Origin of the sequence: Staphylococcus agnetis (assembly GCF_011466855.1) — a bacterium.
GTDB classification, from domain to species: Bacteria; Bacillota; Bacilli; order Staphylococcales; family Staphylococcaceae; genus Staphylococcus; species Staphylococcus agnetis.
In genome coordinates this window covers 1,382,243-1,394,989 of record NZ_CP045927.1, presented here as the reverse complement: position 1 = coordinate 1,394,989, position 12,747 = coordinate 1,382,243, and the positions used below count along the sequence as shown (strand labels likewise).

Sequence of the window (12,747 nt, the reverse complement as noted above, 5' to 3'; positions counted from 1 at the left end):
GAAGAAAAGGTAGGTAATTGTTCATGTCACAATTAGATCCCATTCAAATTGGGTTAATCGTTGCGAGTGCCCTCGCACTTTTGTTTCTAATCATGTTTCTCTTTGCCTTGCGCAGTAAGAAAAAAGTGAAAGAAACGTATTCGAATCAGTTTCAATCTAAAGAAGAAAAATTAAATCATGAGCATAAGGAAGCTCTTGAAAAAGCACGTATTGAAAAGAAAAAATCAGATACGCGTCATAAAGAGCAATATGACTCTATGTTGTCATCAAAAAATCGTGAAATCGATGCATTAAAATTATTCTCAAAAAATGATAGTGAATATATTACTGATATGCGCTTATTGGGAATTAGAGAACGTCTAGTTAAAGAAAAGCGTATTCGTCCTGAAGATATGCATATCATGGCGAATATCTTTATGCCAACTAACACTTTAGAAGACATTACGCGAATTAGTCATCTTGTATTGACACGTACAGGTCTCTATATTATTGATTCAGAATTGTTAAAAGGACATGTATACCAGGGTGTCAGTCAAAATCAATTTAAAGACAATCCTATGATGGAACACGTATTTAAAACGTTAAATTTAGATGGACAATCTCCTCAAACGATTGTACTTGATCAAAATGAAGAGAGACAAGCGCTTTCAGTAGTAGATTATACGTCTCAACTTGAATCAATTGAAAAGCTGGCAACGACATTGCAACAAAAGCTAAACCTTAAATATGCGCCAACAGCAATTCTTTATTTTAATCCAAGACATGATGGTGACATCACTATTTCAAATTATGCTTCACAAAGTGGAACTAAAGTATTAGTCGGACCTGCACAACTTGATGAGTTCTTTAATAAGTTTGTTTTCCACGGACGCATTCAATATGATGTGAATGATTTGCAAGCAATTATGGACGAAATTGAATCATTTAATTAGATTGTGCAGTCGCCTTTCTAGTTTAATTTCAATGTATGTTAAATCAATTAAATAATAGGCTAGGCGAAAGAGTAGGGCATTAAGTGTCCTACTCTTATTTTGATTCTACTGTTACAAGTGTAGGTCATGTGTTTTATTAAGAATAAGACAAAAAAATTTACGTATGTTTTAACCTTCGTTATGATTAATTTAAATAAAGAAAGGGTGAAGATGATGAATAATGTAACATTTTACAATGGTAATGAGATGCCTCAAATTGGATTAGGTGTTTTTCGAGTACAAAACGATGATACAGCCAAAGAAGCGGTTAAACATGCCATTTTGCATGGATATCGTAGTATTGATACCGCAATGATTTATAACAATGAAGAAAAAGTAGGAGAAGGCATTAAAGAAGCACTCGCTACATCTCATCTTCAGCGAGAGGATTTATTTATAACTTCTAAATTATGGTTACAAGATTACGGTCGTCACAACGTTGAAGCGGCTTATGAAAGATCTTTAAAGTCATTAGGTCTAGATTATTTAGATTTGTATTTGGTACATTGGCCAGGTCTAGATGACACAGTAATGATTGACACATGGAAGGGGATGGAAGACTTATACAAAGCGGGTAAAGTTAAAAATATTGGGGTCAGTAACTTTAATATTGAACATATGGATCAACTATTATCAGAAACTTCAATTAAACCCGTCATTAATCAAGTCGAATTTCATCCTTATTTAACACAAGAAAACTTAAAAGCGTACCTTGAAGCTCAAAATATTAGAATGGAATCTTGGTCTCCATTAATGAATGCGCAAATTTTATCTGATGATTCTGTACAAAGTATTGCAAAAGAAGTTCACAAATCTCCAGCTCAAGTGATTGTGAGATGGAATATACAACAAGGTGTTGTGACAATACCTAAATCTATTACGCCAACACGTATTGAGGAAAATATAAACGTTTTTGATTTTGAGTTATCACAAAAGCAAATGGATCAATTAAATGCTTTAAATCAAAATAAGCGTATAGGTCCTGACCCTTTAACTTTTAACGGAAAATAATCTCTTACAAACGACTAATGATAGACTTATGATTCGTAAAACAAGCCACCAACATTTATTTAGTCACATGTTGGTGGCTTTAAGTGTCTGTTATTAATATAGGTTGATGAATGATATACAATTACTCTATTATTGTTAAGTTGACTTAAATGCTTTTAAAGATTTCACGTTACATTAGAGATGTTTAGTTAAAAAAATATTGTGAAATTGCGTAACCAGCAATGACACACACTAAACAACCTATATATTGTAAAAAAAGTAAATGTATAACTTGAACCCATTTTTGTTGTTTGATAAGTGATGAAAGTTCAAGTTGTAAAGTAGAAAAAGTAGTGAAGCCACCGAGCACACCAACTGTAAGAAAAAGGGGTGAGTGACTTTCAGATATGAGCAATGGGCTTAATATACCAAACATAAAACAACCGGCTAAATTGATAAATAATGTGGCGATAGGAAAAGCGGTGAATTTCAATTTATTAAAGATGTTTGTCAATAAAGCGCGAAAAGTTGCCCCAAGTCCGCCTCCTAAGATGATGAGTAGGATGTTCATGAAACATCATCCCCTAACTTCAAACCTAAAATACAACAGACGATGCCTAATAAACTACTCAAGGTGAGGTATAAAAAGCCTGTAAACCATGCGTTGATTGAAATAAATGTGAATACCTCAAACTGAAATGTAGAAAATGTTGTTAGTGCGCCTAAACATCCTGTTGTAATCCCTTTTTTTAGATAAGTATGCGTTTCTAGAAAACGAAGCGAATACGTTGATAAAAATCCCATAAAAAAAGCGCCAAACATATTGGCAAGGAATGTGCCTATTGGTAAACCATGCCATAAAGGGAGAAAAGAGAGCATGTAGCGTATTAACGCGCCTAAAGCACCCCCTACAAAAATATATAAATACCCCATGATTAACCCCCTCTATGAGTTTAAATAATGCCGAATAAGTATAATGCTGATGCAATTTGAAATAATAAAACACAAAAAATAATCCATGGCATTATCTTCGCCGCACGGTGAATCCAACTTTTGCTTTCAGGCAAATATTTAATAGATTTGTCAGCAAATATAATAGTGAAGACAAGAATGAGTGCATTAACAAATACACTAACGATAATAATTTTTACGATACTATTAAAATGCACATGTAAAAGTGGATTGAATGCATTACAATATAAACTAAGTAGCAAAAATAATACACTTAAATAAAAATATTTCTTTGATTTTGACATGCGTGTGCCTCCTTATCGTTTAATATCATATCATATTATATTTTATTTTCTTAAAAAAATGGATATTATCATCATCTGCAAGCGTAAATATAGCATTTCTATCCTAAAAAATGATATAACATTAATATCAACTTATACATCTAGGAGGACATTATGAAAAAATTAAATGTACAAGTATTTGCCGATGGTGCAGATATCAATCAAATGAAACAAGCGTATCAAAATAAAGAAGTAGACGGATTTACGACGAATCCAAGCTTAATGGCAAAAGCGGGTGTTAAAGATTACACGCAGTTTGCTAAAGAAGTTGTAGAGGCAATTCCTGATGCTTCTGTATCATTCGAAGTATTTGGAGATGATATGGAAACGATGGAAAAAGAAGCTGAAATCATTCAACAATTCGGTGAGAATATTTTCGTCAAGATACCTATTGTCAACACAAAAGGTGAATCTATGTTACCTTTAATTGAAAAGTTATCTGCTAAAGGTGTAAAGCTCAATGTGACAGCAGTTTACACAATTGAACAAGTAAAAGCAATTACTGATGCAGTTACTGAAGGTGTTGAAACATATGTATCAGTTTTTGCAGGGCGAATCGCTGACACGGGTGTAGATCCATTACCATTAATGAAAGAATCTGTAGAAGTGACACATAGTAAGCAAGGTGTTCAATTACTATGGGCAAGTTGTCGTGAATTATTTAATGTGATTCAAGCAGATGAAATTGGTGCAGATATTATTACGTGCCCTGGTGATGTGGTTAAGAAAATTTCAAATATCGGTAGAGATATTGATGAATTATCTGTTGATACTGTTAAAGGATTTGCTAAAGATATTCAAAGCTCGGGATTAAGTATTTTATAATCGAATCGTTTTGAAAAATAGAGACTCAAACACTTCGATATTTTACGAAGGTTTGAGTCTTTTTAAATAATAAAAAAGACAAAGGAGTGCATCATGGGACAAAAAACGTTTAAAACTAAAATTGAAAAACAATTATGGTTTTTGAATAAAAAAGAACGTAGCATTTTACATTCAGAGTTAGAATCTCTTAATGCAGCGACTTTTAAAGCTCAATACCGTACACAAAATCAATTTGTCATCTCGTTTTTATCAAGGCATGTATACAATAATCAACCGAAGTCACAATTATATTTATTGACCACATTATTAGGTTTAATGATTGCAAATACATTGCTACTTGGAATTTTGATTACAGGTTTATTATTGTCTTTATCGTCTATTAAATATTTTATAACACCCACAGCAACTCTAGGCTTAAATAACGTCATCTTGATATTTATATCAAGTATTATCATGATTGTAATTGCTGTAGTTTTTATAAAGCCTGTCAACGGCTATTTAACTAAGCGTTTAATTGACTTTAAACTAAATAGATTGACTTAGAATTAATTGACCTAAAAATAAACTTTCTTTCCATTTTTTTGAACAAAATGTGATAGATTGTTCAACAACCAAGTGTTGGTTATTATTAAAAATAATGCGAGTACGCTCTTGTATTGATGACATCCCGATGACTTGTGTCATATTGATATAGACTTGATATGTGGAACGTTTTGCGAACAAGGGGCAAAGAATCAGTTCAGGAGTAATGAAAATCGGTATATATTGGCCGATGTTTAACATTTCTGATGATAACTTTATTTGAGTGGAATAATGTTTGTGGTGGTTTTGGAGTAACGATTTTAAAAATGCGGTCATTGTTAGCGAAGAGTGAAGATTAAAGTGTTTGAACTGTATATTGAGCTGGTGTGTCATGGCGCAAGATGTTTCGAAATATAGAAGGGTATTAAACTGTGTCATTAAAGAAATCCTTTCTTAATTATAATCTAACTGTGCTTTTAAAATGGCATGAGTTTGTTTTTTATAGTTTTTAACTGAACTCAGTGAGCAATGCATCATTTCGTGGATTTCTTTTTGGGTAAAACCGCTGAGGTGAAGGTTTAACCATTTGGCTTGCTTGGAAGATAATTGATGTGTGATTAAGGATAATTGCAGGGGAATATGTGCAGATTGTACTGTGGTGGTAAGATTGTCGATATCACAGGTTAAAGGTATTCGCATCTCTTTTCTTATAAGATCTAAAAGGTAATAATGAAGTTTCGTGCGTATATAACGATGAAAATCGCTTGAACGCGACATATCAAAATGAACTTGCAATTCCCATAGTCGTATTAAAAGCATCTGAAAAATCTCATCATAATTATAAGATATATAGTACCTTTTTAGTAGGTAATGTAAAAATTTTTCATATTTTAAGTATAAAGCGTCAAAATTCATTAAATAAACTCCTAAAATATAGATTGACCGGTCATATATAGTCATATCGGTTTAAAATGATTGAGGCACGTGCATTTTTATGATATTTTTAGATTAAATTCAACACTAAAACAATGGTTATGTTAAATTTTTGATATAAAGCGTTATGTTTGTCCGTTTTACGACGTCATTTTATTAAAAAAGACAAAGTGGAGGAATCTATGGACTACGAACATTTAAACTTAGAACATTTCTTTGCACGCAATGATGATTTAGATGTCATTCGTGATCGCGCTAATTTCGTTATGATTAATAATATGACGAAAGAAATGATGTATCGTGATGGTGATATAGAAGGTGCGATTGATTTGACGAAGTACTATTATAAAAATCGCTCTCAAGCAGCAAGTTTTATTATGATGGATTATAAACCACACGAAAAGTAATGAATTTCTTTACATATTCATTACTTTTCTTTTATGAATTCATGACAAGATGTAACTTCAATTGTGTTCGTTCGCTATTGGTGGTAAAATTTGTATTCAAGCGTGAACGTTTAAAAGATGAATGATTTATTCCATTGAAACAACATAATGAAGAGGTGTGTTTATGAGAAAGCACAAACAAGGTTCATTGATTTCTGTAATCGTGTTACTCATTGTAGCGGCAATTGCAGGGTTTTTATTTTTTTCAATGATCAAAGACCAAATTTTCTTTAAATCAGTCAAGCAAGTAGAACGTGTTGAAAAATTAAATGTGACACTTGATCAGGCTGCAAAAAAACAAATTGATAATTATACAAGTCAACAAGTTTCTAATAAAGAACACACGAATTGGCGTGATGCTTCTCCAACTGAAATTCGAGAAGCAATGGATAGTTCAAGATTTATGGATGATAAAAAACAAAAGTATCAGTTTTTAGATTTGTCTAAGTATCAAGGTATTGATGATAATCGTATTAAAAGAATGTTAATTAATCATCCTACATTGCTCAATCATACAGAAGATTTTCTAAATGCCGCAAAAGCGAAACAAGTGAATGAAGTATACTTAATATCTCATGCCTTACTTGAAACGGGTTCTGTTGCATCAGAACTTTCGAATGGTGTAGAGATAGATGGTAAAAAATATTATAACTTCTATGGTGTAGGTGCGCTTGATGAAGATCCAATAAAAACAGGTGCAGAATATGCTAAGAAAAAAGGATGGGACACACCTGAAAAAGCCATTTATGGTGGGGCAGAATTCATTCATGATCATTATCTAAAAAACCCTGAACAAAACACACTATACAGTATGCGTTGGAATCCTAAAAACCCAGGTGAGCATCAATATGCTACTGATATCAATTGGGCGAAGAGTAACGCAACAATTATGGCTGATTTCTATAAAGATATGAAGACTGAGGGTAAATACTTTAATTGGTATGTCTACAAAGACGATAAGAAACACCAAGATGGTAAAAATCACGAATAATAACCAACCGACTTTCATTATTTGAAGGTCGGTTTTTTATATGGATTAAAGTTAAACAGCACATAAATTTACACATGTTGTTATACGTGACATATTATTCGGCTTTATTGTTCTTTCCAAAATAAAAGAAAAACACTACTACGAGAATTAATAATTTAAAACAGTTTTTTAGCAAGTGAATCACCTCTAAGATAATGTGGTATAAGTTCATTTATTTTAACATAGAATTTCAATAGTAAAAATTCATTTGATTATTATTAATCTGAGAAAGATTAGGGTAGAATTAAAAGAAAACTTGGAGAAAGGGTGATTAAAATGAGAGTCGCTATTATTGGTATGGGTACAGCTGGCGTGAGTGTATTACGGCATTTAGTGAAGTTTGAAAAGTTTAATCAGTTGGAAGTTGACGTTTATGATAATGATAAAAATATGGGGCAAGGAAAACCGTTTCAAGACGATAGTGAAGATTTACTTACTAATGTACCCACCTCTATGATTTCTTTAAATCAAGATAACATTCATGAATTTAAAGAGTGGTATGAAGCACATGATGAATATCAGTATGGAAATGCTGATTATTTACCAAGGTTTGTATTTGGCCATTATATGAGAGACCAACTTGAGACCTTTCATTCCTCTTTTCAAAATATTAATATCATCACGAATGAAGTAACTCAAATGTATATTGAGGAAGCAAATGATGCCATCATACCAAGAACCATTCATATTTGTACTAAAAATGATGAAACAACATGTAAAAAATATGATTATGTCTTTTTAACGATTGGTACTTTAAGTTATAACGATCCATATCATCTCAAAGGCACTAAAAATTATATTCATTCACCTTATCCCGCAAATCGTACATTGGATAATGTCAAAGATACGGATCGAATTGTGATTATAGGTAGCGGTTTAGCAAGTTTAGATGTCATACGCCATACTGTTAAACATCACCAAAATAAACCGATCATTGTAGCCAGTCGAAGTGGTAAAATGCCAAGTGTTCGCGGCGAAATGATTGATATCACATTAAAGTATTTGACGCTTGCACAATTTGATGCGTTAAAACAAAAACATATGGGCTGTGTTCCATTAGATGAAGCGATTGCTTTATTTAAAAAAGAATGTGAAGCGTTAAATATCCCTCTACAAAGGCTGCTTAAGCGACGTAAATACGATGCGATTCGTGATTTAACTTATGATTTGAATCACCCTCAAGAACTTGGTAAATTTCAAAGTTTACTTGAAGTCATCAAAGAAAATATGGATTGGATTTGGAATAGTTTTAGTCGTGATGATCAAGAACAATTTATTCGTAAATATCAACGTTATATCGTTGAAAACTCAAACCCGATGCCTCGAGAAACTGCGCAGTTAGTGTTAGAAAACATTAAATCCGGCCATATTCAAATCTATTCAGGTTTAGAAGATTTACGTCATTATTACGGTAAATTTAGACTAAAGTTTAAAAATCAAGATGAAGTGCTAAAAGCAGAGGTTGTCATTAATGCAACTGGTGCAAAAAAACATTTATCTCAATTAGATGATGATGACGCATTATTATTAGATATCGCTAATCGACAAATCATTCAATCGCATCCAATGGGAGGTATACAAATCGTTCCTGCAACAAATGAAGTGATTAGTCCGTTATATGGTACCTTAAATAACTTAAGAGCAATTGGACAAATAACAAATGGCGTAAACTATTATCGTAATGGTATTCCTTCAATCGTTCAACAAGCAGTGCGGTCGGTTCATAATTTGTACGATACTTTAGAAAAACGTGCTATGACGAATCAAGATGATTATGAAAACCATTCACCGCACTCCATACAAAATGTCAACGCAACGGAAAATTCTGATACCGCTTTTAAAGAACTTCAAGAAAAAGTCGATGTATCACAAAAGCCAAAACATAAAGACGATAAGAAAAATAAAAAAATAAAAAAAGAAAAAGAAGATAAGAAAAAGAAACATAAGAAAAAACATAAGAAGAAAAAGAAACATAAGAAAAAGAAAGAGTAAAAACACGCCGCTTTATGAATCAAATGATTGTAAAATAAAATATGTTAAGCTAATATAGACTCAAGTGCTTTTATAAGTGCTTGAGTATCTTTTTATCTCATTACAATTTCATATTTTATTCTTTCGGGGCTGGGTGAAATTCCCAACCGGCAGTAAAATTAAGCCTGCGACCCATAGTTATTTAACTATGGCTGATCTAGTGCAAATCTAGAGCCGACAGTGAAAGTCTGGATGGGAGGAAGAATAACGCTAACAAACATAACATGTTTATGTTTATTTGCTGATGAAAAATTTATAGAACATCGGTTTATTTTGTGATGTCTATTTTTCATATTACCTTCCACTCGAATCGACAATCGAGTGGTTTTTTTATTGAGGTGAAAGATTGAATAATTATTTAGATAAAGCAATTTCATTAGCACAGATGGTGGAGGGTCAAACTGGTTTAAATCCACCAGTGGGTGCTGTCATTGTTAAAAATGGTCGTATTATAGGTATGGGTGCCCACTTGAAGCAAGGTGAACGTCATGCAGAAATTCAAGCGATAGACATGGCTGGACCAGAGCAAGTGGTAGGGGCAACAATATATGTTTCCTTAGAACCGTGCTCTCATTTTGGAAAAACGCCTCCATGTGCAAAACGTATCATTGATACAGGGATTTCTCATGTCGTTTATGCAGCACGTGATATTACTTTGCCTGCAACGGGTCATCAGATGATGGAACGTGCTGGTGTTAAAGTAACCTATCGTCCGCATCCAGTTGCAGAACAATTATATGCATCTTTTTTCAAAAGTAAACAATTGGAACGACCCATCGTAACTGTAAAAGTAAGCGCGAGTTTGGATGGCAAACAAGCAACAGATCATTTTGAAAGTCAGTGGATAACAAACCCATCTGTAAAGGAAGATGTCTTTAAATTGCGTCATGAACATGATGCGATTATTACAGGTTCAGGTACGCTAAAATATGATAATCCAAGCTTAACAGTGCGACTTGAAGAAGGGCGACATTCGGTTAGAGTGATTTTAACGCGCTCAGGTCAAATTGATTGGAAGTCCAACATGTTTCATGATGGATATGGACCTATCATCATATATACTGAAAATCATTCATTACAATCTACTTGCTCAAATGTAGAAGTTGTATGCTTAGACAACTGTAATGTAGACAGTGTTTTAAAAGATTTATATTTAAAAGGATTTGGACGTGTTCTTGTCGAAGCAGGTCCAAAGGTTACCTCTCAATTTTTATCATCTAAATTGATAACGCATTTTATTTTATATTTAGCCCCGAAATTAATAGGTGGACAAGGCTTAAATCAGTTTTATCAAACCGAATCGGTGTTTAAGCTTAGTGATACCCACCAATTTGAAATTGTTGAGACATCATTAATAGATACTAATGTGAAAATACTCATGAAAAGGAAGTGACAACATGTTCACAGGTATCATTGAAGAGGTCGGAACAATTCTTTCTATCCGCAAACAAAATCCCACAACACAACTGACCATATCATGTTCTAAAATTCTAAATGATATGTCAATTGGTGACTCGATCAGTGTGAATGGTACATGTTTAACTGTAACCACTTATAATGACCACAGCTTTAGTGTGGACGTTATTCTTGGAACGGAAAATAAAACCTATTTAGGTCAACTTAAAGTTGGTGACCGTGTGAATCTTGAACGTGCGTTACTTGCTACAGGACGACTTGGAGGACATTTTGTTCAAGGTCATGTAGATGGTAAAGGCAAAATTTTACACATACAAAAGTCTGCCAATGAATGGATTTATACCATCGAGGCGCCTCAAGTCATTATGGCTCAAATGATCCAACAAGGTTCAATTGCGGTTGATGGTATTAGTTTAACTGTATTTGAAAAACATCAATCCAGTTTTAACATTCATCTCATTCCTGAAACACGTCAAGCAACAACGTTATCTCAAAAAAAACAAGGTGATGCAGTGCATTTAGAAACGGATATGTTGTTTAAGTATGTTCAAGCACTCAACACTAACAAAAAAACGCTTGCTATCGATGATTTGTTAAAAGCGGGATTTTAATGGAGGGGTAAGGATGAAATTTGATTCAATTGCGCTAGCATTAGAAGAATTAAAAAAGGGTAAGCCTATTATCGTTTTAGATGATGAAAATCGTGAAAATGAAGGTGACTTAGTTGCAGTAACAGAATGGATGCAAGACGATACCATCAACTTTATGGCCAAAAATGGCCGTGGATTGATCTGTGCGCCTATTTCGAAAGAGATTGCAACTCAAGCAGGTTTAAACCCTATGGTCTATGAAAATAATGATCCTCACAAAACAGCATTTACGCAAAGTATCGACCATGTGTCATCAACAACTGGAATCAGTGCTTTCGAGCGTACTCAAACGGCACGTGCACTCATTCAAGATGGGATGAATGAACGTACGTTTAACCAACCAGGTCACATTTTTCCATTAATTGCTAAAGACAACGGTGTACTTGCACGGCGAGGACATACAGAAGCGGCTGTCGTTTTAGCGTTATTAACTAATGCCAAACCAGCAGGCGTCATATGTGAAATTATGAATGAAGACGGCACAATGGCTCGAGGAGAGCAATTACAAGATTTTAAAGAAAAACACCAATTAAAGATGATTACGATTGAGGCGTTAGTGTCTTATATCAAAGTTAATCGTAAATTAATTAAACAAGAAGCAAAAGTGAAGTTACCGACACGATATGGCACGTTTGACATGATTGGCTTCACATCAGAATTTGATGGTCAAGAACATTTAGCAATTATCAAAGGGGAAATCCAACCTGAGATGAACGTGCGTATTCATTCAGCATGTGCTACAGGTGATATCTTTCATAGTGAACGATGTGATTGTGGTGAACAACTTGAAAAAGCCATGCAGTATATTCATGAACATGGTGGGATTATTTTATATTTGCCTCAAGAAGGTCGAGGCATTGGATTAATGAATAAATTAAAAGCATACGAATTAATTGAACAAGGATACAACACAGTCACAGCAAATGAAGCGCTCGGTTTTGAACCGGATTTAAGAGATTATGATATTGCTGCGCAAATGCTGAAACATTTAGGAGTGTCGTCAGTCAACTTGTTAAGTAACAATCCAGAAAAATTTGAGGGATTAAAAAAATATCACATTGATATAACTGGGCGTGTACCTTTAATCACATGTGAAAATGAGAATAACCATGATTATTTAGAAGTTAAAAAAACTCAAATGGGACATTTGATTTAGGAGGAATTGAAATGAAATTTGAAGGTCAGTTAATTGGAGAAGGTTTAAAAATTGGAATTGTAGTGAGTCGTTTCAATGATTTTATTACGAGTCGTCTGGTTGAAGGGGCAAATGATGCACTAATACGACATCAAGTCAATGAAGCGGATATTGATATTGCTTATGTACCTGGCGCTTTTGAACTCCCTATAGTAGCTAAAAAAATGGCTCAGTCAGGTAAATATGATGCGATTATTACTTTAGGTTGTGTCATTAGAGGTGCAACAACACATTACGATTATGTTTGTAACGAAGCGGCAAAAGGAATTGCTAAAGCAAGTGATGATTCGGGTATTCCTGTGATATTTGGAGTTGTAACGACTGAAAATATTGAACAAGCGATTGAACGCGCTGGTACAAAAGCAGGGAATAAAGGCGCAGAAGTAGCTGTAGGAGCTATTGAAATGGCAAACTTACTTAAGGCACTATAACGTGCTCAACAC

The 12,747-nt window shown here is 33.7% G+C and carries 15 protein-coding genes and 1 riboswitch; of the genes, 11 read left to right on the top strand and 4 right to left on the bottom strand.

The window, feature by feature from the left end:
- The first annotated feature begins 23 nt into the window (after positions 1-23).
- Positions 24-932 (top strand): nuclease-related domain-containing protein, encoded by a 909-nt coding sequence (locus GJE18_RS06900; RefSeq protein WP_060551299.1) that lies wholly within the window; start codon positions 24-26, stop codon positions 930-932.
- Positions 933-1,145: 213 nt separating this feature from the next.
- The gene (locus GJE18_RS06895) at positions 1,146-1,982 is read left to right on the top strand and encodes an aldo/keto reductase (RefSeq protein WP_085622465.1); all 837 of its coding nucleotides are present in this window, start codon (positions 1,146-1,148) and stop codon (positions 1,980-1,982) included.
- A 184-nt stretch (positions 1,983-2,166) separates the two neighbouring features.
- On the opposite strand, the gene crcB (GJE18_RS06890) is transcribed toward GJE18_RS06895, so the two are convergent.
- Genes crcB (GJE18_RS06890) through GJE18_RS06880 form a run of 3 tightly spaced genes read right to left on the bottom strand, consistent with a single transcriptional unit; the run spans position 2,167 to position 3,217 of the window.
- On the bottom strand, positions 2,167-2,532 hold the full coding sequence (crcB, locus tag GJE18_RS06890; protein ID WP_060551297.1) for a fluoride efflux transporter CrcB: 366 nt from the start codon (positions 2,530-2,532) through the stop codon (positions 2,167-2,169).
- Positions 2,529-2,894 carry a fluoride efflux transporter CrcB gene (gene crcB, locus GJE18_RS06885; RefSeq protein WP_060551296.1) on the bottom strand — a complete coding sequence of 122 codons (366 nt, stop codon included), beginning with the start codon at positions 2,892-2,894 and terminating at the stop codon, positions 2,529-2,531. The genes crcB (GJE18_RS06890) and crcB (GJE18_RS06885) overlap by 4 nt, the downstream gene beginning before the upstream one ends.
- A gap of 20 nt (positions 2,895-2,914) precedes the next feature.
- Positions 2,915-3,217: a hypothetical protein gene (locus GJE18_RS06880; RefSeq protein ID WP_037565604.1), complete on the bottom strand. Its 303-nt coding sequence runs from the start codon at positions 3,215-3,217 to the stop codon at positions 2,915-2,917.
- A gap of 153 nt (positions 3,218-3,370) precedes the next feature.
- Between GJE18_RS06880 and GJE18_RS06875 the strand changes: the two genes are divergently transcribed.
- Complete coding sequence (locus GJE18_RS06875; protein WP_037565603.1) at positions 3,371-4,081, top strand: transaldolase; 711 nt, start codon at positions 3,371-3,373, stop codon at positions 4,079-4,081.
- 93 nt (positions 4,082-4,174) lie between these two features.
- Positions 4,175-4,624: a hypothetical protein gene (locus GJE18_RS06870; protein ID WP_060551295.1), complete on the top strand. Its 450-nt coding sequence runs from the start codon at positions 4,175-4,177 to the stop codon at positions 4,622-4,624.
- Between the two features lie 432 nt (positions 4,625-5,056).
- Here GJE18_RS06870 and GJE18_RS06860 read toward each other — a convergent pair whose 3' ends face one another.
- The gene (locus GJE18_RS06860; protein WP_157952352.1) at positions 5,057-5,518 is read right to left on the bottom strand and encodes a sigma-70 family RNA polymerase sigma factor; all 462 of its coding nucleotides are present in this window, start codon (positions 5,516-5,518) and stop codon (positions 5,057-5,059) included.
- A 200-nt stretch (positions 5,519-5,718) separates the two neighbouring features.
- On the opposite strand from GJE18_RS06860, the gene GJE18_RS06855 reads away from it, so the two are divergent.
- The 7 genes from GJE18_RS06855 (at position 5,719) to ribH (ending at position 12,735) form a co-directional block, all read left to right on the top strand.
- Complete coding sequence (locus GJE18_RS06855; protein WP_060551293.1) at positions 5,719-5,943, top strand: hypothetical protein; 225 nt, start codon at positions 5,719-5,721, stop codon at positions 5,941-5,943.
- Positions 5,944-6,106: 163 nt separating this feature from the next.
- Entirely contained in the window at positions 6,107-6,973 is an 867-nt protein-coding gene (sagB, locus tag GJE18_RS06850) for a peptidoglycan release complex glucosaminidase SagB (protein ID WP_060551292.1), read from the top strand.
- Between the two features lie 315 nt (positions 6,974-7,288).
- Entirely contained in the window at positions 7,289-9,004 is a 1,716-nt protein-coding gene (locus GJE18_RS06845; RefSeq protein ID WP_107376407.1) for an FAD/NAD(P)-binding protein, read from the top strand.
- A 115-nt stretch (positions 9,005-9,119) separates the two neighbouring features.
- Positions 9,120-9,251, top strand: a riboswitch (FMN riboswitch).
- Between the two features lie 138 nt (positions 9,252-9,389).
- Positions 9,390-10,436 carry a bifunctional diaminohydroxyphosphoribosylaminopyrimidine deaminase/5-amino-6-(5-phosphoribosylamino)uracil reductase RibD gene (gene ribD, locus GJE18_RS06840; RefSeq protein ID WP_165886110.1) on the top strand — a complete coding sequence of 349 codons (1,047 nt, stop codon included), beginning with the start codon at positions 9,390-9,392 and terminating at the stop codon, positions 10,434-10,436.
- 4 nt (positions 10,437-10,440) lie between these two features.
- On the top strand, positions 10,441-11,070 hold the full coding sequence (locus tag GJE18_RS06835) for a riboflavin synthase (protein ID WP_107368793.1): 630 nt from the start codon (positions 10,441-10,443) through the stop codon (positions 11,068-11,070).
- Positions 11,071-11,083: 13 nt separating this feature from the next.
- Complete coding sequence (gene ribA, locus GJE18_RS06830; RefSeq protein WP_165886109.1) at positions 11,084-12,265, top strand: GTP cyclohydrolase II; 1,182 nt, start codon at positions 11,084-11,086, stop codon at positions 12,263-12,265.
- Positions 12,266-12,276: 11 nt separating this feature from the next.
- The gene (gene ribH / locus GJE18_RS06825; RefSeq protein ID WP_037565594.1) at positions 12,277-12,735 is read left to right on the top strand and encodes a 6,7-dimethyl-8-ribityllumazine synthase; all 459 of its coding nucleotides are present in this window, start codon (positions 12,277-12,279) and stop codon (positions 12,733-12,735) included.
- The last annotated feature ends 12 nt before the right edge of the window (positions 12,736-12,747 follow it).

What these genes read in the sequence shown, in the direction of transcription:
- GJE18_RS06900 (WP_060551299.1), top strand. Translation starts at nt 24, where the DNA reads ATGTCACAATTAGATCCCATTCAAATTGGGTTAATCGTTGCGAGTGCC.
- GJE18_RS06880 (WP_037565604.1), bottom strand. Translation starts at nt 3,217, where the DNA reads ATGTCAAAATCAAAGAAATATTTTTATTTAAGTGTATTATTTTTGCTA.
- sagB (WP_060551292.1), top strand. Translation starts at nt 6,107, where the DNA reads ATGAGAAAGCACAAACAAGGTTCATTGATTTCTGTAATCGTGTTACTC.
- GJE18_RS06860 (WP_157952352.1), bottom strand. Translation starts at nt 5,518, where the DNA reads ATGAATTTTGACGCTTTATACTTAAAATATGAAAAATTTTTACATTAC.
- ribH (WP_037565594.1), top strand. Translation starts at nt 12,277, where the DNA reads ATGAAATTTGAAGGTCAGTTAATTGGAGAAGGTTTAAAAATTGGAATT.
- crcB (WP_060551296.1), bottom strand. Translation starts at nt 2,894, where the DNA reads ATGGGGTATTTATATATTTTTGTAGGGGGTGCTTTAGGCGCGTTAATA.
- GJE18_RS06855 (WP_060551293.1), top strand. Translation starts at nt 5,719, where the DNA reads ATGGACTACGAACATTTAAACTTAGAACATTTCTTTGCACGCAATGAT.
- GJE18_RS06870 (WP_060551295.1), top strand. Translation starts at nt 4,175, where the DNA reads ATGGGACAAAAAACGTTTAAAACTAAAATTGAAAAACAATTATGGTTT.
- GJE18_RS06835 (WP_107368793.1), top strand. Translation starts at nt 10,441, where the DNA reads ATGTTCACAGGTATCATTGAAGAGGTCGGAACAATTCTTTCTATCCGC.
- GJE18_RS06845 (WP_107376407.1), top strand. Translation starts at nt 7,289, where the DNA reads ATGAGAGTCGCTATTATTGGTATGGGTACAGCTGGCGTGAGTGTATTA.
- crcB (WP_060551297.1), bottom strand. Translation starts at nt 2,532, where the DNA reads ATGAACATCCTACTCATCATCTTAGGAGGCGGACTTGGGGCAACTTTT.
- GJE18_RS06875 (WP_037565603.1), top strand. Translation starts at nt 3,371, where the DNA reads ATGAAAAAATTAAATGTACAAGTATTTGCCGATGGTGCAGATATCAAT.
- GJE18_RS06895 (WP_085622465.1), top strand. Translation starts at nt 1,146, where the DNA reads ATGAATAATGTAACATTTTACAATGGTAATGAGATGCCTCAAATTGGA.
- ribA (WP_165886109.1), top strand. Translation starts at nt 11,084, where the DNA reads ATGAAATTTGATTCAATTGCGCTAGCATTAGAAGAATTAAAAAAGGGT.